The 21,081-nt window shown below is 68.7% G+C and carries 20 protein-coding genes; all 20 read right to left on the bottom strand.

The features are described from left to right. Genes ccmE through bchB form a run of 20 tightly spaced genes read right to left on the bottom strand, consistent with a single transcriptional unit; the run spans position 1 to position 21,079 of the window. Complete coding sequence (gene ccmE, locus ACYQ6W_RS04335) at positions 1-519, bottom strand: cytochrome c maturation protein CcmE (RefSeq protein ID WP_459674048.1); 519 nt, start codon at positions 517-519, stop codon at positions 1-3. A gap of 2 nt (positions 520-521) precedes the next feature. Further along, positions 522-680: a heme exporter protein CcmD gene (locus ACYQ6W_RS04330; protein WP_459673787.1), complete on the bottom strand. Its 159-nt coding sequence runs from the start codon at positions 678-680 to the stop codon at positions 522-524. Beyond that, on the bottom strand, positions 677-1,468 hold the full coding sequence (locus ACYQ6W_RS04325) for a heme ABC transporter permease (RefSeq protein WP_459673786.1): 792 nt from the start codon (positions 1,466-1,468) through the stop codon (positions 677-679). Before ACYQ6W_RS04325 ends, ACYQ6W_RS04330 begins: the two co-directional genes overlap by 4 nt. Then, complete coding sequence (locus ACYQ6W_RS04320) at positions 1,422-2,465, bottom strand: phytoene/squalene synthase family protein (RefSeq protein ID WP_459673785.1); 1,044 nt, start codon at positions 2,463-2,465, stop codon at positions 1,422-1,424. The genes ACYQ6W_RS04325 and ACYQ6W_RS04320 overlap by 47 nt, the downstream gene beginning before the upstream one ends. After that, positions 2,462-2,728 (bottom strand): hypothetical protein, encoded by a 267-nt coding sequence (locus ACYQ6W_RS04315; RefSeq protein ID WP_459673784.1) that lies wholly within the window; start codon positions 2,726-2,728, stop codon positions 2,462-2,464. The genes ACYQ6W_RS04320 and ACYQ6W_RS04315 overlap by 4 nt, the downstream gene beginning before the upstream one ends. Continuing rightward, positions 2,725-3,645 carry an alpha/beta fold hydrolase BchO gene (gene bchO, locus ACYQ6W_RS04310; RefSeq protein WP_459673783.1) on the bottom strand — a complete coding sequence of 307 codons (921 nt, stop codon included), beginning with the start codon at positions 3,643-3,645 and terminating at the stop codon, positions 2,725-2,727. Before bchO ends, ACYQ6W_RS04315 begins: the two co-directional genes overlap by 4 nt. Next, the gene (locus ACYQ6W_RS04305; RefSeq protein WP_459673782.1) at positions 3,645-5,396 is read right to left on the bottom strand and encodes a magnesium chelatase subunit D; all 1,752 of its coding nucleotides are present in this window, start codon (positions 5,394-5,396) and stop codon (positions 3,645-3,647) included. The genes bchO and ACYQ6W_RS04305 overlap by 1 nt, the downstream gene beginning before the upstream one ends. Continuing rightward, positions 5,393-6,481 (bottom strand): magnesium chelatase ATPase subunit I, encoded by a 1,089-nt coding sequence (bchI, locus tag ACYQ6W_RS04300; RefSeq protein ID WP_459673781.1) that lies wholly within the window; start codon positions 6,479-6,481, stop codon positions 5,393-5,395. Before bchI ends, ACYQ6W_RS04305 begins: the two co-directional genes overlap by 4 nt. Beyond that, positions 6,478-7,680: a 5-aminolevulinate synthase gene (gene hemA, locus ACYQ6W_RS04295; protein ID WP_459673780.1), complete on the bottom strand. Its 1,203-nt coding sequence runs from the start codon at positions 7,678-7,680 to the stop codon at positions 6,478-6,480. The genes bchI and hemA overlap by 4 nt, the downstream gene beginning before the upstream one ends. A 28-nt stretch (positions 7,681-7,708) precedes the next feature. Then, entirely contained in the window at positions 7,709-9,523 is a 1,815-nt protein-coding gene (gene puhE / locus ACYQ6W_RS04290) for a putative photosynthetic complex assembly protein PuhE (protein WP_459673778.1), read from the bottom strand. A 24-nt stretch (positions 9,524-9,547) separates the two neighbouring features. Beyond that, positions 9,548-10,618, bottom strand: coding sequence for a magnesium-protoporphyrin IX monomethyl ester (oxidative) cyclase (gene acsF, locus ACYQ6W_RS04285; protein WP_459673777.1), 1,071 nt, complete (start codon positions 10,616-10,618; stop codon positions 9,548-9,550). Continuing rightward, positions 10,615-10,893 carry a hypothetical protein gene (locus ACYQ6W_RS04280; protein WP_459673775.1) on the bottom strand — a complete coding sequence of 93 codons (279 nt, stop codon included), beginning with the start codon at positions 10,891-10,893 and terminating at the stop codon, positions 10,615-10,617. The genes acsF and ACYQ6W_RS04280 overlap by 4 nt, the downstream gene beginning before the upstream one ends. Continuing rightward, the gene (puhC, locus tag ACYQ6W_RS04275; RefSeq protein ID WP_459673774.1) at positions 10,890-11,414 is read right to left on the bottom strand and encodes a photosynthetic complex assembly protein PuhC; all 525 of its coding nucleotides are present in this window, start codon (positions 11,412-11,414) and stop codon (positions 10,890-10,892) included. The genes ACYQ6W_RS04280 and puhC overlap by 4 nt, the downstream gene beginning before the upstream one ends. Before the next feature lie 6 nt (positions 11,415-11,420). Then, entirely contained in the window at positions 11,421-12,122 is a 702-nt protein-coding gene (gene puhB / locus ACYQ6W_RS04270; protein WP_459673773.1) for a photosynthetic complex putative assembly protein PuhB, read from the bottom strand. Next, entirely contained in the window at positions 12,119-12,907 is a 789-nt protein-coding gene (gene puhA, locus ACYQ6W_RS04265; protein WP_459673772.1) for a photosynthetic reaction center subunit H, read from the bottom strand. The genes puhB and puhA overlap by 4 nt, the downstream gene beginning before the upstream one ends. Beyond that, positions 12,904-14,355 (bottom strand): BCD family MFS transporter, encoded by a 1,452-nt coding sequence (locus tag ACYQ6W_RS04260; protein WP_459673771.1) that lies wholly within the window; start codon positions 14,353-14,355, stop codon positions 12,904-12,906. The genes puhA and ACYQ6W_RS04260 overlap by 4 nt, the downstream gene beginning before the upstream one ends. Then, on the bottom strand, positions 14,352-15,050 hold the full coding sequence (bchM, locus tag ACYQ6W_RS04255; protein WP_459673770.1) for a magnesium protoporphyrin IX methyltransferase: 699 nt from the start codon (positions 15,048-15,050) through the stop codon (positions 14,352-14,354). Before bchM ends, ACYQ6W_RS04260 begins: the two co-directional genes overlap by 4 nt. After that, complete coding sequence (bchL, locus tag ACYQ6W_RS04250; RefSeq protein WP_459673769.1) at positions 15,050-15,970, bottom strand: ferredoxin:protochlorophyllide reductase (ATP-dependent) iron-sulfur ATP-binding protein; 921 nt, start codon at positions 15,968-15,970, stop codon at positions 15,050-15,052. The genes bchM and bchL overlap by 1 nt, the downstream gene beginning before the upstream one ends. Further along, complete coding sequence (locus tag ACYQ6W_RS04245; RefSeq protein ID WP_459673768.1) at positions 15,967-19,569, bottom strand: magnesium chelatase subunit H; 3,603 nt, start codon at positions 19,567-19,569, stop codon at positions 15,967-15,969. Before ACYQ6W_RS04245 ends, bchL begins: the two co-directional genes overlap by 4 nt. Next, on the bottom strand, positions 19,559-21,079 hold the full coding sequence (gene bchB, locus ACYQ6W_RS04240) for a ferredoxin:protochlorophyllide reductase (ATP-dependent) subunit B (RefSeq protein WP_459673766.1): 1,521 nt from the start codon (positions 21,077-21,079) through the stop codon (positions 19,559-19,561). The genes ACYQ6W_RS04245 and bchB overlap by 11 nt, the downstream gene beginning before the upstream one ends. Positions 21,080-21,081 lie beyond the last annotated feature (2 nt).

Below are 21,081 nucleotides of genomic sequence, written 5' to 3'. Positions count from 1 at the left end.
TCAGCCGCCTGCAAGCTTGGTTTCGGATTTCGCCAGACCGCCGTTGAAGGCTGCCGCTGGTGGCGGCCTGCCCGTGGCCGGATTCCACAGCCCGTCCTTCTTCAGCGCCTGCTCCACTTCGGGCGGCATGTAGTCGGCGCTGTGCTTGGCCAGCACCTCGCTCGCCTGGAAGGCGCCGGCGCGGTTCATCGCACCCACGGCGACGACGCCCTGCCCCTCCCGGAACAGATCGGGCAGCACGCCGACATAGCTGGCCGGCACGACATGGCCGCGCCCATCTGTGACGCCGAAACGCGCGCCGGGCTGGCCGTCGATCGTCACGTAATGGAGGCTGCCTTCCGCCACCATGCCGCCCAGACGGAAGACGCGGCCCGGCGGCGGATGCTGGGTCAACACCGCCCCCGGCAGCATGAAGTAGACGATGTCGCCACTGAAGGCGGAGAGGGCGAGCGCAGTCGCGCTGCCGAAGCCGACCAGGCAGGCGCCGACCAGCCAAAGCCGGCGATGCTTGCGTTTCATCATCATGCGGGGCGCCCCATCCGGCGGCGCGGGCTGTCCGCCTCCAGCGCCGCGAGGCGCCGCCGCGCGGTCCGGTGACGCGCCCAGGCCTGGCCGGAGAGTGCGAGACAGGACACGACGACCACCGCATAGGCCGCCAGGATATAGGGGAGATTGGTCATGCAACACCTCCCTCGGACCGCTGCATCCGCGCCATCAGCAGCGACCGTATGCGCCGCTCCATCACTGCGGCGCGTAGCCTCGTCAATACGAGGGCGGCAAAGAGCAGGGTGAAGCCCAACGCCGAGACCAGAAGCGGGTCGAGCATCGAGGGCGGCATCGTCGTCTGGCCGAAGAGATGGATCGTGTCCGGCTGGTGCAGCGTGTTCCACCAGTCAACGCTGAACTTGATGATGGGAAGATTGACCGCACCGACGAGGGCGAGGATGGCCGCGGCGCGAAAGCCGCGCTGCTCGTTGTCGAAGGCGCGGATCAGCGCGATCTGGCCCAGATAGAGGAAAAAGAGCACGAGCACCGAGGTGAGGCGCGCGTCCCACACCCACCAGGCGCCCCACATGGGCTTGCCCCAGAGGCTGCCGGTGACGAGGCAAACCGCGGTGAAGACCGCACCGATGGGGCCGATCTCCATCGCGGCGAGATCCGCCAGGGGATGCCGCCAGACGATCGAGATCAAGCCGCAGACCGCAAGCGCGCCATAACCCATGGAGGCAAGCCAGGCGGCAGGCACGTGGACATACATGATCCGCACCGCATCGCCCTGCTGCCAATCGACGGGAGAGAAGAACAGTCCCCAGACGAGGCCGACGAGCGTAACGACGGCCGCGCTCACCGCCAGCCAGGGCAACACCCGGCCGGAGAGCCGCAGGAACCGCCCCGGATTGGCGAAGCGGTGCAGGCTGCGGCTAGGCTTCTGCCGCGTGCTTGGCAGCGCTGGGTTCAGAACGTTCATGGGCCCGATCCAGTTCATTGAGGCGAGCGAAAAGCTCGACCACCCATCCAATCTTGTCGTCCACCTTCTGCCAGGCTGGCTGCGCCGGGGCAGCCGGGGAGTCCGGCCACACCGCATCGACGAGGAACCGGCCCGCCGCCGCGGGCGCCAGCAGCGGCTTGCCGCTGGCGAAGAGGCAGGCCGACAGCAGCCGCAGCTTGCGCATGCCGGGCACCACCGCCCGTTGCGAGACCGAATCATGGCCGCAACGGGCCACGGCCTCGCCGATCCCGTCATAGAGCAGGCGCGCGGCACGAATGGCGGGGCGGCTTCGCGCCGGCAGGCGGTCGATCCCCGGCTCCGCGCGTTCATAGAGCGCCGCGGCCTCGGCCAGGATCCGGGCGACGACGCGGCCGAGGGCGGGCGAGAAGCACGGCGCGGCGAGGAAGGCGTCGGCGTCGATCCCTTCCTCGCGCAGCCAGGCGAGCGGCAGGTAAAGCCGGCCCGCCCGCGCGTCCTCGCCCACGTCGCGGGCGATGTTGGTGAGCTGCATGGCGCAGCCGAGATCGCAGGCGGCCGACAGCATCGCCGGATCACGGGTGCCCATCAGCAGCGCCATCATCACGCCGACCGACCCCGCAACGCGCATCGCATAGCCGATGAGGGCGGGCAAATCCTCATAGCGCCGCGCCTCGACATCCCAGGCGAAGCCTTCGAGCAGCGCCTCCGGCAGCGCGCGGGGCAGCCCCGCATCGGCGACCGCACCAGCGAAAGCCCGATCCACCGCCGATGCGGCCCGTCCGGCATAGATGCCGTCCAGCCGCGCACGCAGCCGGGTGAGCGCCGTCGCCTGATCATCGCTCAAATCGATCGCGTCGTCGGCCGCGCGGCAGAAGGCGTAAAGGGCGGTCGCCGGGCCCCGCACACGCGCCGGCAGGAAATGCGCGGCGAGCGCAAAGGAGCGCGACCCGGTGTGCAGGCTCGCCTTGCAGGCGGCAAGGTCCGCGGCGGCGATCATGCGAGCCACCGCGTGCGGAGATCAGCGAGATGCGCGACCAGCGCGAGGGCGAGACAGAGCGCGACCCAGCCGGCCCCGGCGCCGGCCAGCCCGAAGCGGAGTGCGCCGAGCAGGAAGGCACCCGCTGCGAGATTGGCCAGCACCGCAGCGGGGGACAGGCCCCTGCCCGTCGCGCGGCGCAGCAGCACCAGGCCGATCGCCTCGGCGAGGACGAGGAGCAGGATGACGTCGATCACCCGGCCCTGAGCGAAGAGCGCGGTCATGCGCAATCCGCCAGCGGCAGCGGCGATGGCTGCGTGGGGTGGGCGGGTGTAGCCCCCACGATTAGCCGGGCCAACAGCGCCGGTTCTTCCTCATGCGCGAGATGGCCGAGACCCGGCAGCGAGACGATCCGCGCCTGCGGCAGCAGCGCCTGCAAGCGTGGCGCATCCTTCGGCGGCACCATGCCGTCCTTGTCACCGACGACCAAGGTCACCGGCACGGTGAGCTGCCGCAGGTCGAGATCGTCCAAGTTCCAGCGTGCCATCATGGACAATGCCCCCGCCACGTGACCCGGGCGGCTCATCAGCCGGCCGTAGAATTTGCGCCCATCGCCGTCGACACGGGACCCGGTTGCGGAGAGCAGCCGGTCCACCGTCTTCTGCTGTCGTGCCTGCAGCGCAAAAATCCACGATACCGCGGGATTGTTCGTCAGCAGCCGGGCCATGAGCGAATAGAGCGCGCCTTGATGCTGCGGCATCGGCGCCAGCGCGCCGTTGAGGCTGACGATGGGCACCGGGGGGACGAGGCGCAGCATCACCAGCCGGGCGGCGACCGCGGCGCCGGCGGAATGGCCGACGATCATCGCAGGCGGCGTGCCCAGTGCTTTCAGAAGGGCGGCGACGGACCGCGCCATGCCGCTGCAGGTCATCTGCGCCGCCACCGGATGGCTGGTGAAGCCATGGCCCGGAAGATCAGGGGCAACGACCGTGAAACGCTCCGCCAACAGCGGCGCGAGACCGCGCCAGGAGTGGGTGGAGGCGCCCATGCCGTGCAACAGCAGCAGCACGGGCCGCGGCCGATCAGGCGCCTGCCCCATCACCTGCACGTGCCAGCGTAGGCCGCCTGCGAGCAGAAAACGGCTGGTGGCCCGATTGGGCCAGTCCCGACCATCCCTCGTCCAATCCGGTGCCCCGATCATCACGCAGCCCTCACCGCGCGGCTGAGGGCAGCCGCATCAGCGCGCGGCAGCGCCAGCAGGCGGGCGCCCAGCGCCTGGGCGATGCGCCCGGCCTCCGGCTGCGGGCGCGGTGAGATGTCGATGACGAGCGCAGGCGTGCCCCGCATGCGGAGGACCCGCGCCACACGCTCGGCATCGGCCAAGGCGCGGGTGCGGTCCAGCGTGCCATCCAGCGCGACGTTGGCGCGGCCATCCGTCAGCAGTACGACCTTGGGCGTCTCGCCCCGGCGCTGCAGGCTTTCGGCCAGGGTGGTGGCGGCGGCAATGCCAGCGGCGAGCGGCGTCGCGCCTCCGCCCGGCAGGGCGCTCAGGCTGCGCCGGGCGCGTGCCAAGGCACCGGTCGGCGGCAGGAGCAGAGACGCCTCGGTGCCGCGGAAGGCGAGGAGTGCCGTCTGATCGCGCCGCAGATAGCATTCGCCCAGCATCAGCTCGACCGCGCCCTTGGCTTCCGCGAGACGATGGAAGGCGGCGGAGCCTGACGCATCGACGACGAAGAGCGTCGTGGTGCGGGGCAGAGACACCGTGCGGCGCAGATGCAGATCCTCCACACGGAACGCCATCGCCCGGCCGTCCGGCCGGCCGCGCAGGCGCTGCCAGGGCGCTGCCGCACGCAAGGTGGCGACGAGATCGAGCCGCAGGTCGCTACCGGGCCGTCCGCGCCGCGCGGCCAGAGGGCGGCCGTGACGGGACAGCACAGGCCGGGCCAAAGCGCCGCGCGCCGTGCACCGGCCCGACTGCCGCCCCCCTGCCCGCGCCCCCTGGCTGCCCGCGGCGAGCTGGGCGAGACAATCGGGCGGCAGGGCGGCGACCGCGGTTTCGAGCACGGCCTCGGCCAAAGCCTCGTCCATCTCCGGCGCCTCGGCCGTTTCACCCTCCGCCGTCTCGCCGGGCGTGGCCGATGGCGGATCGCCCGCCTCCTCCCCCGCGGCGTCACCGGAGGATGCGGCCGGTTGCAGCAGCCGTGTCGCGCGGTGGGCGAGCACGAGGCGGGCGGCACATTCCGCATCCGTCTCCGTCACCGCTGCGCGCCCGGCCAGAGCGGCCGCCGTGCGCGCGACGCGGAGCGCCAGACGCTCGGCCCGAAGCGAGCGGACGCCCAGCGCCGCCGCAGTCGCACACAGCGCCTCTAACATCACAAGCGGAGCGGTAACCTGTCCGGTCGCGCTCTGCACCTCCGACAGGGCCGTGGCGGTTTCGGAGACGCGGATGCCGTCGAGATCGACGCGAAAGGCCAGCCTGTCCTTCAAGGCAGACGGCACGCTGTCCTCCGTGCCTTCGTCGAGCAGCACGAGACCGAACCGGGCCGGATGGCTCAGCGCGACGCCCTCCCGCTCGGCGACCACGCGGCCGGTCTCGAGAGCGGTCGCGAGACGGGCGGCGGAGCCGCCATCCAGTCGCTCAGCCGCGGCGATGACTACGATGCCACCATCCGCCTCGGCCAGCAGGCCGCGTGCCACGACCGCCCGCCCCTGCGCGAGGGTCGCCGCGAGATCCAGGCCGCCGAGCAGCCGGTCGTCCCCGATGCTGGCGGGGCAGCGCCGCCACGGCGTGCCCGCCGGTCGCAGCGCCCGAAGCAGCGCGAGGAAGCGGTCTCGCACCGGCCCCGCGGCCGAGCGGACATGGATGCCCGTGCCGCAGGGATCGGAGGCGAAGAGCTGCGCCACCGTGCATGCCAGCGCCCAGGGCGCGGCGGCAGGGGAGCTGCCGTTCATGGTGCGCCGAAAACCTCGGCCAGCGCACGGTCCACCCGCGGACCTGCCCCGGCCTCGTCCAGCGGACTGCGCCGGAGCCGATGCCGCAATGCCGGCAGCGCCACCCGCTGCACATGCGCGGGACCCACGCCGGCCCCCCCTTCAAAGGCAGCGAGCGCACGGGCAGCGCGCAGCAGGGTGAGTTCGCCGCGCAGACCATCGGTGCCGAGGGCAATGCAGAGCCGCGCCGCCAGCTCCACCACGGCATCCGGCGTGTCCATGCTGCCGAGCCGCACGCGCGCCGCCAGAATGCGGTGGCCGAGATCGCGCTCCGCCTCCGCCCATTCCGCGCGGAAGGCTGCCGGGTCGACGTCAAAGGCATCGCGCCGGCGCAACACCGCGACGCGCTCCGCAAGATCCGTGGGCGTTGTTACCTCAACCGCCAGGCCGAAGCGATCGAGCAGCTGCGGGCGAAGATCACCCTCCTCCGGATTGCCGCTGCCGACGAGCACGAAACGCGCGGGATGCCGCAGGCTGAGCCCCTCGCGCTCGACGACGTTCTCTCCCGAGGCCGCAACGTCCAGCAGCAGATCGACGAGATGATCTTCGAGCAGGTTGACCTCGTCGATGTAGAGGAAGCCGCGATGGGCGCGGGCCAGAAGGCCGGGCTGAAACTGCTTCACCCCGTCGACCAGAGCACGTTCGAGATCGAGCGCGCCGACCAGCCGGTCTTCCGTCGTGCCAAGCGGCAGATCGACCGTCGGGACAGGCGCCAGATGTTCGCGGCGGGGCGCGGCTGCCGTGCCCCCGCAGACGGGGCAAGACGCGCGATCCCCCGCCGGATCGCAGTGGTAGGGACAGTCTGCGATCACCCGCATCGGCGGCAGCAGCCCGGCCAGCGCCCGCACTGCCGTCGATTTCCCGGTGCCGCGATCCCCCATCAGCAAAACGCCGCCGATGCCGGGATCGACCGCGGCCAGGATCAGGCAGAGCTTCATTTCCGCCTGGCCGACGATGGCGCTGAAGGGATAGGCACCCTGCCGCGGCGCCGGCGCCATGGCGGCCGGCGCTGCCCGCTCGCCCGCGGCGGCGAGGACCGCGCTCATGCGGCCCGGCGCAGCTGGAAGGCGGACCAGACCTGACCCAGCGATGCCGCGAGATGGGCGATGTCCGCATCGCTGTGCAGGGGAGACGGCGTGATGCGCAGCCGTTCCGTGCCTTGCGGCACCGTGGGGTAGTTGATCGGCTGCACGTAGATTCCGAACTCGTCGAGCAGGATGTCCGTCATCGCGCGGCATTTCACCGGGTCACCGACGATCACCGGTACGATGTGGCTCGGATTCGCATAATGCGGCACGCCTTCCGCCTCGAGCGCCGCGCGGACGCGGGCGACGCGCTCGGCATGGCGGGCGCGCAGATCGTCCCGCCCGGCCAGCTCCTGGATGGCAGCGAGCGCGCCCGCCGCGATCATCGGCGGCAGCGCAGTCGTGAAGATGAAGCCGGAGGCGAAGGACCGGACGAAGTCGCAGACCGCGGCGGAGCCCGCAATATAGCCGCCGATGACGCCAAACCCCTTGGCAAGGGTGCCCTCGATGATGGTCAGACGATGCGCCTGCCCCTCGCGCGCCGCGATTCCTGCGCCGCGCGGTCCATACATGCCGACGGCATGGACCTCGTCGAGATAGGTCATCGCACCATGCCGCTCCGCGACGTCGCAGATGGCCGCGATCGGCGCGATGTCGCCATCCATGGAATAGACGGATTCGAAGGCGACGAGCTTCGGCGTCTCGGCCGGAAACGCGGCCATGCGGCGGTCGAGATCGGCGGCGTCGTTGTGGGCGAAGACCTCGCAGCGCACGCGGCTGTGGCGGATGCCTTCGATCATCGAGGCGTGGTTCGAAGCATCCGAGAAGACGACACAACCCGGAATCTTCGATGCGAGCGTGCTGAGGCTCGCCCAGTTCGACATGTAGCCTGAGTTGAACAGGAGGGCGGCTTCCTTGCCGTGCAGGCTTGCAAGGGCGCGCTCGAGCGCGACGTGGGTCGCGTTGGTGCCCGAGATGTTGCGCGTGCCTCCGGCGCCGGCGCCATTCCGATCGAGCGCCGCATGCATGGCGGCGATGACATGCGGATTCTGTCCCATGCCGAGATAGTCGTTCGAGCACCAGACGGTGACGGGCCGGCCACCGGCGAGCGAGACGTGGGGAAAGGTTCCAGGCGATCTTTCCAGCTCGGCGAAGCGGCGATAGTTGCCGTTCCGCTTGAGATCCTCGATCCGCTGCTGGAAGAACTCCTGGTAATCCATCGCCTCGTCTCCCTTTCTGGGATTTTGTTCAGGCAACCGCCGAGAGCGGCAAGGTCCGGTCGTCCGGCGCGCCCTGCGCGCCGAAGAGCGCTGAGAGCACGGCATGGTCGAGGTGCCGCCCGATCGCGATGACCCGCGCCGTCTCCTCGCTTTTGGGGGCGAAGGCGGCCATGGAGGGCCGCCCGCCTGCGATATCGAAGCGCACCCAGCCGTCACCCATGCGGGCGATTCCCTTCAGCCGCTCGATGTCCCCGGCCACGCCATCCGCCAGCCGGCCGAGCAGCATGAGCAGCGATTCCGGCTCGACCGGCGCCTGGATCAGTCCGCTCCACGAGTCAAAGGAGAGGGCATCGCCATGCACATGATCGTGGGCATGATGATCGTCGTCGTGATGATGGTCATGGTGATGGGCGTGACCGTGCGCATGGTCGTGATGCTGCACGGCTTCGTGGTGATGGCCATCGTCATGGTCATGGGCCGGCGCCTCCGCCGGCAGGACCTGCGGCAGGATCGGCCCTGCCGCAGCCAGGCCGAAACGCGCGCGCAGGATCGGCGCCATAGGGTTGAGGCTGCGCAGCGTCGTCTCCACCATCGCGAGTTCCGAGGGCCCCACGAGATCGACCTTGTTGACCACGAGCAGCGAGGACAGCCGCGCCTGAGCATCGAGCTGCGCCGGTAGGCGGCCGTAGTCGCGCAGGAAGGCGCCACCGTCGATGACGGTGGTGACGGCGAGGCTGCGCACCAAGGGCGCCAGATCGGGGGCACGCATCACCCCGAGCAGCGAGGCGAGATCCGCAACGCCACTCGGTTCGATCAGCACGCGCTCGGGAGACCACTGGGCCACCACCGCTTTCAGCTGTGCGGCGAGGTCCTTGCGGAGGCTGCAGCAGATGCAGCCATTGGGCAGTTCCACGACGTCCGCGCCGCGCTCCCGCAGAAGAGAGCCATCCACCCCCACGCTCGCGAAATCATTGACCAAGACCACGGTGCGCGGCCCGGCCGTCTGCAGCCGGGCCCGCATGAAGGTGGTCTTGCCGGCACCGAGGAAGCCCGAGACCACTTCCGCGTCGAAGGGCTTGGCGGCCCGCCGGGATTTGAGGCTCCAGCCCCAGAGCGCCGCGGCCGGCAGCGGCAGCATCAAGAGCCAATGTTCGAGAATGGCGAGGCCCATGAGCATGGCGAGGAAGCTGAAGCCTGCCGCCGCGAAGCCATTGCCGGTGGCATGTAGCGCGGCCTGCACCAGCTTGACGAGGATCACCGTAGAAACCGTGATCGAGACCGGGAACAGCAGGTTCATCGGCTTCTTGGTGAGGAAGGACTTCAGAAACTGGAGGTGTTCGGGGAGGAATTCCTCGTTCAGATTGCGCACGCCCAGGAAGACGTTGAGCTTGGCGCTTTGATGCATCCACCACAGGACCATGAAGGTCCACATGCCGATTTGATTGGCCGCCCCCCAGGTGAGGGCGACGATCGCCGCGCCGGAGGCGATGATCGCCAGTTCATGCCAGAGGCTGGTCTGAATGGCGTGGCCGAAGTGGCGCCAGCCGCCGCAGCCTTCCGGGCAGGGCTGCTTGCGCGGCCCGGTGACCACGCCCATGTAGAAGCTGATTTCCTGCCACCCCCAGGCGAGCAGGCCACAGGAAAAGGCACAATAGGCGCCGAAGACGCTCGCGTCGTTGCGGCTGGCAAAGATGCCCCAGAGCGAGAAGACCATCAGTGCGGTGGCGCCGAGAATGCTCCACTTGAAGGTTCGCTGCGGCAGACCGTCGAGATACATGATAACGCCGGTGCTGAACCACCAGAGGAACAGAGCGTAAAGCGCCGGCCACACATAAAGGACCATGGATCTCTCCTTTCCTGCCCGCGCCTACCAGGCCGGCGCCATGCGGATCTGCGCCGGCATGGCGTTCCGCTTCGTCGGCAAGAGAAAGAGCCGCAGGAAGGTCACCGCCGCCTGGCCCATCAGCGCGAGACGCCGCGCCCGGCCGAAGAGAAAACCCTGCCGCTTAGCCGCCTGCATCTTGAGGCCGATGCGCCGCAGCCGCTCCAGACCGGCACGGAACCGAGGATCGTCGATCGCGAGCTCTACGGGGAAGACTTGGCGGGCGATCGCCTGGGTGACGTGGAACACCTGGTAATCATAGTCGGTGGGATCGAGACCGAGCGCCTTGTGGAAGACGGGCCGGGCATGATCGCGCACATACATCGTCGCGAAGACCGCGAGCAGGAAGAAGCGGATCCAAAGCTTGTTGATGCCGCTGGTCAACTTTGGATCGGCGCGCATCAGCAGGGCGAAGGCCTCGCCATGCCGAAACTCGTCACCACACCAATTCTCGAACCATTGGAAGATCGGGTGGATCCGGTTCTCGGGGTGCCGCTCAAGCTGCCGGTAGATGGTGATGTAGCGCGCATAGCCGATCTTCTCGGACAGGTAAGTGGCGTAGAAGATGAACTTCGGCCGGAAGTAGTGGTACTTTTTCGCCTTCGTCAGGAAACTGAGATCGACGCCGACGCCGAAATCCTTCAGCGTGTCGTTGATGAAGCCGGCATGCCGCGCTTCGTCCCGCGCCATGACGCTGAAGAGCTCGCGCACATCGGGGTTGGTGATGCGCTTCTTGATTTCGGCGTAAAGCACGCATCCGGAGAATTCGGCCGTCACTGAGCTCACCAGAAAGTCCAGGAACTCGCGCTTCAGCTCCGGCTCCATCGCCGAGAAATCCTCGTCGAAGCGCTGATCGCGGATGAAGTGGTTGCGGTTCGGGTCGCTGCGCATCTCGGCGATCAGGCCGTCCCACTCGCCTCTCACCCGATCGACGTTCAGCTTGTCCATATAGTCGAAATCGGTGGTGTAGAAGCGCGGGCTCAGCACCGTGTTCTCGACCGCCGACTTGGTGCTCTCATTGATCGCCTGCGCGCGTGCGCGCTCCGTCGTACTCATTGTGCGCCCCCTGCGTCAAAGCCGACTTCGTATAGTTCCGTCAGAGCGAAAATCTCGACCGCCTTCGTCCAGGCCCGCCGCAGCGGGCCGGCGCGCCGCACCGTCATGCGGCATTCCCGCACCATCTGCTCATTGAAGGCGATGCCGCCCGGTGCGTCGTGCAGCAGAACCTGGTCCCCAGGGCGGATCTCGATGTCGAGTGGAATGGCATAGGCGTGAAAGCTCGCGGGCGTCTGCCCGAGGTCGAGCAGGCAACGGGCTTGGACGATCTTCATGGCGCGACCTCCCGAACCGGATGCGGCAGCAAGGCGGCAAAGGCCGCTTCGTTCGCCGAACCAAAGGCTTCCAGATCAATCACCGTCTCCGTCGGCGGGTCGGCGAGGATCAGCCGCCCGTCCGCGGTTGCGTGCAAGGTGAGCGGCGTTTCCTGGCTCATGCCGAGCTTGGCCCGCCGCAGCGCGATGCTGTGCAGCACCCCGCGCGTGAAACCGTCCCCGTCCTTGCGCAGGATATCGAGCGCAGCACCGGTCGTCGCGTCACGCATCACGATCAGCCCGTCTGCCTGCTGGTCGATCCGGAACGAGCGTTCGGAGACGGTCGCCCCGCTCGGTGCGGGCTTCCCCGGCAATAGGATGACGATGCCGGCGGCGGCCATCATGATGGCCGCGAGGATAGGCGGCAGCGCGATGCGACGATGGCCCGGAGCGCCTTCCGGCGCCACGAAGGACTTGCTCCAAGGCAGCTTGTAGTGAGGAATCCCAGGCGGCGTCCGTCCGATCTTCGATGTCGCGCTCATGACCGCTCAATCTCCCGTCATCGCGGCCGAAGCAGGGATGGCGCCAGCGGCGGCCGGACTGGTCTCACCAGCGCTCGCCGACGCGAAAACCACGACACGCTGCCCCGCACTCGCCGCCAGAGCGCGGGCAAGGAGCTGCGCGACGCGCGCCGCCTCGGGTATCGCGCGCAGCATGGGCTGGACGCGGCGGGTGCGCCACGGCCGCACGTGCGGCCAGAGGGTGATGTAGCCCACCCGCGTCTCCCCCGAGAGCAGCAGGGCAATGTCGCCGCTGCCGTCACGGAAGAGCCGCAGATCCGCCGATTCCATCATCACGAAAGGCAGATTGAGACTCATGCTGATGGCGACCCCGACCCGCATCACCACACGCTTGTCGGTGATGGTGTAGACGGTGGTGCGCGCCACCAGACAGGCGAAGCCGACCAGCAGCAGGATCGCGACCGCGCCGAGAAACAGCAGAGCGAAGAGCGACCACCACATCTGCGCCGTCTCCACCATCAGGGCGCGGCCCAGACAGATCAAGGCGAGCACACCAAAGTAGATGCCGAGTTTCCGCACGTGCAATACGCGGAGAGCGATGCTCTGCCAGCTCGGCCCTCCTTGCCACAGCATCTGCTCGCCCTTCGGCAGCGGCGCCGGCAAGCCATAGGGCACTCGACCGAGCTCGGAGCGGCCGGCCGCGCGAATGACGCGAAGCGGCGCGCTCATAGCACGGGCCTCGACCGTTCATGCGTCGCCAGAAGCTGTCCGCCACCGAAATAGCCGACCAGCTTGTCTTCTTCGAGCCGTGTCACACAGGCGTCGCTGCGGGTGCGCGGAACGTCGGCGAACTGATGGGCAAGGATGGCGTTGACGAACACCTCCCGCATCTGCCGGCGAAAGCGCAGGAAGCCATGCGGGATGAGAACGCGCTGCCCTTCGTAGCCCGGAAGGGTCAGGCTGACTTCGAGATAGCGCACCGACTCCTCGATCTCGTCGAGCCAGATGTCGGAAATGATGCCCGGGCTGCGCCTGTCAGCGGCAACCACGCGCCAGCCGCGCGGATCCGGCGAAGACGGATGCAGATAATACTCCACGCCGTCACGCATCGGCACGATCTTGTACTGCCCGTCGATGGTGAGATCCGGCTCATCGACACGCTCGACATAGGCGGCGGGTCCCAGGCCGTCGATCAGCGGATTGCCGGTGGGTTCGAGCGGCGCGCCTGGGAAGAGCGCGGCCGAGCGGGCGCCGTTGGGCACCGTCGGCGTTTCGGGGCGCGGCGCGAAGGACAGGCCGCCGTGATACAGCCGGAAGGTCTTCGGCCTCGGCATATCGGGAAAACCTTCCGTCACCGCGATGTCGTTCTGCCCGAGCAACTCCGAGACGAGCGGATAGCCCTCGCGCTTGTCCTCTCGCCGCAGATAGATGATCAGCGCGGCGAAGCAGGCCCAAAACGCGTAGAGCGTGACCTGGGCGACGTCGATGTAGTGGCCGAGAGCGCCGGTCATCATGCGGGATGCTCCTTCCTGGAACGGCGTTCAAAAGGGGTCAGCGGGGCCGAGGGTGACGAGAAGCGCACCAACGGCCCAAGGCAGACGAGCGTGACAAAGAGGATGACCATCTCCAAGCCGTAAACGGCCTGGTAGCCGGTTGCCGGGCCAACTACGGCGGCGCCCAGCGCACCGCGCAGGGCAAGTTGCGCAATGACATCGTGAAGGACGCCGCCGAGCGCGATGGCGGCGCCGGCAGCGCAAGCCTGCACCGCACCCCAGGCGCCGAGCTTGAGCCCGACGCGGCTGTCGCCGGCGGCGTCCACCGCGCTCGCCAGGGTGCCGACGAGAAAGAGTGCCGCGCCGGCGCCGATCAGGGTGGTGCCGACCGCGAAGAGGATGGCCGCCCGGGTGGGGCCGGCGAAGATCACGCAACTGAAGGCAAAGAGCCCGACGAGCGCACCATAGGCGGCGACGCGATGCGGATCGGCATGACGAGACAGCAGCCGCCCGCCGATGGCGAAGCCGCACAAGCCGCCCACCGCCAAAAGGGCCGTGAGCGCCGTCGTCGCGGCGACAGGCAGGCCAAGCACCTGGCCGCCATAGGGTTCCAGCAGCACGTCCTGCAGGCTGAAGGCCATGGTGCCGAGCGTGACCACAAGCAGCCGGCGGCGCGCCTGCGGCTCGGCGAGCATGGCGGCCATCGACACCCTGAAGGAACCCGCAGCCTCCGCCGTTCCGCTTAGCGCGCGGCGCGGCTCCTGCTTCCACAGCGCGGCGCCGTTGAGGATCATCGTCATCAGCGCCGCACCCTGGATGACCTGGATGAGCTTCTGAACGGTGAAGTGCGACAGCAGCACGCCGAAGAGCAAAGCGCTGATCAGTACGCCGACCAGCAGCATGGCGCAGAGCACGGCCACCACCTGCGGGCGGCAGCGCTCGGGCGCGATGTCCGTCGCGAGCGCGAGCCCCACCGTCTGCGTCGTGTGCAACCCGGCACCGGTGAGCAGAAACGCCATCGAGACGGCGAAGGAGCCGGCCCAGGGCGCGGCATGGCCGCCGCCTGCCCCGGAGAGCAGCAGCAAGGCGAAGGGCATCATCGCGAGGCCGCCGAACTGCAGCAGGGAACCGAACCAGAGATAGGGCGTCCGACGCCAGCCGAGCAGCGAGCGGTGGTTGTCCGAGCGGAAGCCGATCAGTGCGCGGGCGGGGGCGAAGACCAGCGGCAGCGCCACCATGATCGCGACGAGCCGGGCGGAGACGCCGAGTTCCACGATCATCACCCGGTTGAGCGTGCCGACCACCAGCGCCACCGCCATGCCGACGGAGACCTGAAACAGCGCGAGCCGCAGCAGGCGGGACAGCGGCAACTCCTCCGACACCACCTCGGCGATCGGCAGCCAGCCGAGGCCAAGCCCGTTCCAGAAGCGGAAGGCGCGGGAACCCGTGGAGGAGGAGGAACTGCTCATCGCCGCACCAATTCCAGTGCCTGCGAGGTGTAGAATCCGGTGGCGACCCGCCGGCTGCGGTGCCGCATCCAGCCCTCGCCCGCGAGCGCCGCATCCAGCCCGCGCTGCAGCCGACGCTCGGCGACAGGCTCGATCGCCGGCGCCCTGTCGCCGCGCGGAAAGAACTTGCCGACCGCGTGCATCGCCGAGAGAGCGGGCGTCCGCGGCGCGAAGGTCGCGAGCAGGCTGACATCGGTGCGCACGGCGAGTGCCGAAAGGGCGGAGACCATCTCCCGTGCCGGGTAGTGGATCAGCGAATCCATGGCGACGACGTGATCGAAGCGGCCGAAGGCAGCATCGAGCATGTCTCCGGCGACGAAGGTGACGCGGCCGGCGAGCGCCGCCGGAATACGCGTGCGGGCAAGGTCGAGCAGGCTGCCCGCGAGATCGACCGCGACGACGGTCGCCCCCCGCCGCGCCGCCTCGACGGCGACGGCGCCCGTGCCACAACCGGCATCGAGCAGACGGCAACCGGTGAGATCCTGCGGCAGCCAGTCGAGCAGCGTGGCGCGCATCGTCTCCCGACCGGCGCGGACGGTGGCGCGGATACGGCTGACGGGCGCATCGGAGGTGAGGCGCGCCCAGGCCGCCGCGGCCGTGCGATCGAAATAGGTTTCCAGTTCGCCGCGCCGGCGCTCGTAGGTGAGGCTGATCATCATTCGAATCCCAGCAGATCGAAGATGTCACGGTCGCGGAGCGGTTTGGCCTCCTGATTAGGGACCCCGGCCATCAACTGCGCCGCGAGGCGCATGTATTCGGCCTGTACCGCCGCGACATCGGGCGCGTTCTCCATCTCGAAGAGCGTCGCCTTCTTCAGCCGGCTGCGCCGGATGGCGTCGAGATCCGGAAAATGCGCGAGCGTCGCGAGACCTGCGGCGGCGGCGTATTTGTCCACCTGGTCCGTGCCCGCGCTGCGGTTGACGATGACGCCGCCGAGCCGCACGTCGTAGTTGCGCGCCTTCGCCGCGATCGCGGCGACGATGCGGTTCATCGCAAAGATGCTGTCGAAATCGTTGGCGGCCACGATCAGCGCCTGGTCGGCATGCTGCAAGGGCGCCGCGAAGCCGCCGCAGACGACATCCCCCAGCACGTCGAAAACGACCACGTCGGTATCCTCGAGCAGGTGATGATCGCGCAACAGCTTGACCGTCTGCCCTACCACGTAGCCGCCACAGCCGGTGCCGGCCGGTGGGCCGCCGGCTTCGACGCACATCACGCCACCGGTGCCGGCGACGACGAAGTCTTCCGGCCGCAGCTCTTCGGGATGGAAATCCACCCCCTCCAGCACGTCGATCACCGTCGGGATCAGGCGCTTGGTCAACGTGAAGGTGCTGTCATGCTTGGGGTCGCAGCCGATCTGCAGCACCCGGTGGCCGAGACGGGCGAAGGCCAGCGACAGATTGGACGAGGTCGTGCTCTTGCCGATTCCGCCCTTGCCGTAGACGGCGAAGACCTTGGCCGACCCGGTACGGCGCGGGGCTTCCATCCGCACCTGCACGCTGCCCTCGCCATCCGGCTCGCAGGTCGAGCAGCCGGCGGCCTTGCGAAGAAGATCGGGCTTGCTGACGATCGTCATGCGGCAACTCCCACGCCCACACCTTCCAGGCGGTCCTCGATCGCTTCGCCCGCCTGGCGCAGCTGTTCGAGAACCCCGGGATCGGGGCTCCAGTATTTGCGATCATTGGCTTCGAGCAGACGGCTCGCGATCTTGGCCGAGGCCGCCGGGTTAAGGGCGCAGAGGCGTTCCCGCATGCCCGGTTCCAGCACGAAGGTCTCGCTCAGCTTCTCGTAGACCCAGGGCGCCACTTGGCCCGTCGTCGCTGACCAGCCGAGCGTATTGGTGACCTGCGCCTCGATCTGGCGCACGCCCTCGTAGCCGTGGGCCAGCAGGGCTTCATACCACTTCGGATTGAGCGCCCGCGTGCGTGTTTCCAGCGCAACCTGTTCCGACAGGCTGCGCACCAGCCCGTCGCCGCGGGTCTGATCGCCAATGTAGACGGCGGCCGCCTGGCCGCCATTGGCCCGCCGCACGGCCCGGGCAATGCCGCCCAGCGTATCGAAATAGGTATCGACGGTGGTGACGCCGAGCTCTACCGATTCGAGATTCTGGTAGGCGACGTCGACACGCTTCAGGACATGAGCCATCAGTTGATCCTGCCGTGCGGCACAGCCCGCCATGCCATAGGCGAAGCCCTTGCGGCGCACGAAGGCCTCCGCCAACTCGTCCTCGTCGTTCCAGGCGCCACTGTCGACGAGATGGTTGACATGGGCGCCATAGGCATCCTCGGCATTGCCGAAAACCCGGAGGGCCGCCGTCTCCAGCGCGCCGCCATGCTCGGCCATATAGGCGAGCGCATGGGCGCGCACGGGGTTGCACTCCAGCGGCTCCTCGGCGCTGGCCGCGAGGAGGGCCGCCTCCGCCAGCAGCTTCACCTGCATGGGCAGCAGGTCGCGGAAGATGCCCGAGAGCGTGAGCACCACGTCGACACGCGGCCGCCCCAGTCGCTCCAGCGGAATGAGCTGCGCGCCGGTCAGGCGACCGTAGCTGTCGTGGCGCGGCTCGGCGCCGAGCAGCCAGAGCGCCTGCGCGATGGGGCCGCCCTCGGTCTTCAGATTGTCAGTGCCCCACAGCACCATCGCCACCGTCTCCGGCAAGCCGTGACCGTCCGCCGCATGGCGGGCGAGCAGACGCTCGGCCTGGCGGGCGCCATCCTGCACGGCCGCGGCGCTGGGGATGCGGAAGGGATCGAGCCCATGCAGGTTGCGGCCCGTCGGCAGCACCTCGGTATTGCGCAGCAAGTCGCCACCAGGCGCGGGGCGGATATAGCCGCCGTCCAGCGCATGCAGGATGGCGGGCAGTTCCGTCTCCTCCGCCAGTGCCCGGTCCATCGCCGCGCGTTCGGCAGGATCGGTCACCCCCGCAGCCTCAATGATGTCCGCCCGAGCTTCGGCGGACGGCGCCTGGCCCACGACGTGCAGGCCATGCGGGATCAGGGTGAGCTCGAGCTCGAGCAGCGCCTGCCGCAGCTGCGTGATCGCCTCCGCCGCCTCCGTCCAGGCCGGCGCCTCCGGTGCCAGATCGACCAGCGCCGCCTGCGCCTGGATGAGCGCTTCGAGATCGGCCCGCTGCACCGGGTCCGCCTCAGGCTCCAGCCCGCGCCAGCGATCGATGGAGGTCTTGAGGTCGAGCAGGCCGCGATAGAGGCCGGCGCGGCCGACCGGCGGGGTGAGATAACTGATCAGCGCGGCGCCGGAGCGGCGCTTGGCCAGCGCCCCTTCGGAGGGATTGTTGCAGGCGTAGAGATAGAGGTTCGGCAGATCGCCGATCAGCCGATCAGGCCAGCAGGCGGCGGAGAGGCCCGTATGCTTGCCGGGCATGAATTCCAGCGCCCCGTGGGTACCGAAATGCAGGACGGCATGCGCGCCGAAATCTTCGCGCAGCCAGCGATAAAAGGCCGAAAAGGCATGCGTCGGCGCAAAGCCATGCTCGAAGAGCAAGCGCATCGGGTCGCCCTCGTAGCCGAAGGCAGGCTGGACACCGACGAAGACGTTGCCGAACTGCTCGCCCAGGACATGAAGACTGCTGCCGTCGCTGTTCTGGCGGCCGGGTGCCGGCCCCCAGGTCTTTTCGATCTCGGCAAGCCAGGGCTCCCGCCGCAGATGATCGGCAACCGGGATGCGCGCGGCGACATTGGCATCCGTGCCGAAGCGCGTGGCATTGCCCTGAAGGATGCGGTCGCGCAGCGCATCGACCGTCGGCGGCACGGTGACCTGATACCCCGCGGCGTCGAGGGCCCGCATCGTATTGTGCAGGGATTCGAAGACGCCGAGATAGGCGGCGGTACCGGTCGCGCCGGCATTCGGGGGGAAGTTGAAGAGCACGATCGCGACACGCCGCTCGGCCCGCGCCGCGTGGCGCAGGCGAACGAGCCGTGCGACGCGCGCGGCGAGCATCCGCGCCCGCTCCTCATGCACCACCATCTGCCGGCGATGACTTTCTCCACTGGAGGAGCGACCGCCGAAGGTCATCGGCCAGACGCCGCCGTCGAGCTCCGGGATCGCCACCATCATGGCGGCTTCGACCGGCATCAGGCCGCGCGCATCGCCCTGCCATTGCTCCAAGGTCTGGAACTCGACCGGATGGGCGGTGACATAGGGGACATCAAAGCGGGCCAGGATCTCTTGCGCCGCCTTCGCATCGTTGTAGGCGGGGCCGCCCACGAGAGAAAAGCCGGTGAGGGAGACGATGGCGTCCACCGCCGGCGCGCCCTCCTGCATGAAGTAGGCTTCCATCGCCGGGCGGCCATCGAGCCCGGCAGCGAAAGCCGGAATCACATGCAGCCCGGCCGCCTCCAGTGCCGCAATGACCCCGGCGTAATGGGCCGCGTTGCCGGCAAGGACATAGGAGCGCAGGAGCAGCAGCCCCACGGTGCCGCGGCTGCCCGGGCGGCGTGGCAGCCGGGCGAGATCGGTCGTGACGCTACCCGGGATGTCAGGATGGAATAGCCCGACCTCGGGATACTGGATGGGGGCCGCCGCCCGCACGGTACCGACCATGGTCTGGCGGTCGCCCGCGGCATAGCGATCGACAAGCAGGCGCACGAGGTTGACGAGGTTCGCCTCGGACCCGCCGAGCCAATATTGCATCGCGAGGAAATAGCAGCGCGCATCCTGGGCCGTGCCCGGAATGAACTTGAGCAGCGCGGGGAGGCGCCGCAGCATCTTCATCTGGGCCTGACCGCTGGACCGGCCTTCCTTGCGGCTCGCGCCGCGCAGCCGCTTCAACAAGGCAAGGCCACCGCCGGCCTTACCGTCCATGGTGAACTTGCCGAGCCGCGTGAGGCGCACCACCTCGCCCGCCGACATCAGGCCGAGCATCGCGTCGCACTGCGCGCGCCGCGCCTGCAGGGCCGGCATGACGGGGCGGATATGGTCTTCCAGGAAGAGCATCGCCGCGACGACGATGTCACCCGTTTCGATGTCGGCGAGACAGGCGTCGAGCAAGGCGGGGTCCTGGCCCCATTCGTCGGCGGTATGGACGCGCAGCTCCAGCCCCGGGACGTCCCGCCGCAGCACCTGCTCGGCCGCCTCCGCCGCATGAGCGAGGTAGCTGTCCATCGTCACGATGACGATGCGGATCGGCGTCACGCCCCGGGATGCGCGGTCAGCGGGCATAATGCGCCCTCGCATCATAGAGGGTCTGGAGCGAGATGCTGGCGCAACCGGTAGCCTTCGCGAAGCTTTCGGTGTTGCGGCGCGCTTTGCCGCGCACGAAGATCGGAATCTTCTTCAGGGCCTGCTCGGCCTCGGGCAGCCAGATCGCTTCCGCCGGCATGGCCTCCGCCCTCAGGTCGGGCTCGGCCGACGGCATCGCCGCGACACCGAGATGCGAGGGCGCCGCGCCTTCGCCGAACTCGCTGTCTTCGCGGAACATCGCCAGCAAATGCTCTTCGAGGCCCATCATCAGCGGATGCACCCAGCTATCGAAGAGCACGTTGGCTCCTTCGAAACCCATCTGAGGGGAGTAGCGAGCCGGAAAATCCTGCACATGGATGGGCGCAGAGATGACAGCGCAAGGAATACCCAGCCGCTTGCAGATATGCCGCTCCATCTGCGTGCCGAGCACGAGGTCGGGCTCCGCCGCCGCGATGGCGGCCTCGACCTCCAGATAATCGTCAGTAATCAGGGCGGCGATATCGTAGGCGGCGGCGGCCTCGCGCAGGCTGCGCGCCTGCTCACGCGAATAAGTACCGAGGCCGACCAGGGCGAAGCCAAGTTCCTTCACCGCGACCCGCGCGGCACCGACCGCGTGGGTGGCATCGCCGAAAATGAAGACCTTCTTGCCGGTCAGGTAGTTCGCGTCGACCGAGCGGGAATACCAGGGAAGGTGGCTGTTGTGTTCGCACGCCGCCGGCGCGAGGCCCGCCAGGGCCACGACCTCGGCCACAAAATCCCGCGTAGCGCCGACGCCGATCGGCACCGTCTTCACCCGCTTCTGGCCGAACTGCCGTTCCAGCCAAGCCGCCGCTGTATCGGCGATCTCAGGATAGAGGACGACGTTGAAATCGGCCTCGCCCAGCCGGGCGAGATCGGCCGGGCTTGCACTGAGGGGGGCGACGACGTTGATGGCGACACCCAGGCGGCCGAGCAGGTGCTCGATCTCCCGCAGATCGTCCCGGTTGCGGAAGCCAAGCGCCGTCGGTCCTAGCAGGTTGCAGCAGGGCTGCCGGCCTTCACGGGGCAGTGGCTGGCCCGCCGCGAAGCGCCGCACCAATTGGTAGAAGGTTTCGGATGCGCCCCAATTTTCCTTGCGCTGATAAGAGGGCAGGTGGAGCGCGATCACCGGCACGTCGAGCCCGCGGGCGAGGCCCGCGGGATCGTCCTGAATCAGCTCTCCGGTGCAGGAGGCTCCGACCAGCAGGGCTTCCGGCCGGAAGCGGGCCACCGCATCGCGTGCGGCAGTCTTGAAAAGCTCCGCCGTATCGCCGCCGAGATCCCGCGCTTGAAAGGTCGTGTAGGTCACGGGCGGCCGGCGGTCCCGCCGCTCGATCATCGTAAAGAGCAGATCGGCGTAGGTGTCGCCCTGCGGGGCGTGGAGCACGTAGTGGACCCCGGTCATGGCCGCCGCGATGCGCATGGCACCGACGTGAGGCGGTCCTTCATAGGTCCAGAGGGTGAGCTGCATGG

Source organism: Acidisoma sp. 7E03 (assembly GCF_054665075.1).
This window is presented reverse-complemented; position numbering and strand designations above follow the sequence as displayed.